Raw genomic sequence first — 540 nt, forward strand, 5'->3', positions numbered from 1 at the left:
GATTTGCCGCTGGTTATTTCCCGCGATACTGTGCGGAAGGCCACCAATGGTGTGAAACATGTGGTGCCGATGGATGTTATCGAGAGACTACCGGAACTGATGCACGATCCGGATGCAATTTACCGCTCAGCGACAGAAAGAAATGCGGTTGTGATGCTGCTTGATGCCGTGGATAAAAATGGTGATCCGGTAGTGTCTGCGGTGCATATGAAGGCAACCCAAAAACTTCTGGAAGTTAACCGTATTGCTTCTGTTTACGGAACGGAAAACGGGAAAAAACTGAAGAGTATGGAAACGGCTGGCTTAACATTATACAGGAGAGAAAAACTAAACCCTGATGGTTCTCTGTACAGAGGGCTCCAATTGCCCAAAGATGAGCACTCCCGTCAGGGTTCTGCGGATAAAATACTCTATCCTGAAGATATTCGCAAGGGGCCGTATTACTCCCGTACCAGCAGTCTGACCCCGGAAGAGACAATTGCATCGCGTTTTGTGCGCCAGATGCAGGATAAATTCCAGGTGCTGAAAGCTGTTCAGGAG

1 protein-coding gene is annotated in these 540 nt (G+C 48.5%); it reads left to right on the forward strand.

Annotation, left to right across the window (positions count from 1 at the left end):
- Window positions 1-540 (forward strand): MuF-C-terminal domain-containing protein (locus Y887_RS19765; protein ID WP_211257025.1); only part of this gene is annotated, 540 nt, incomplete at both ends.

This window comes from Xanthomonas pisi DSM 18956 (assembly GCF_001010415.1).
GTDB lineage: Bacteria > Pseudomonadota > Gammaproteobacteria > Xanthomonadales > Xanthomonadaceae > Xanthomonas > Xanthomonas pisi.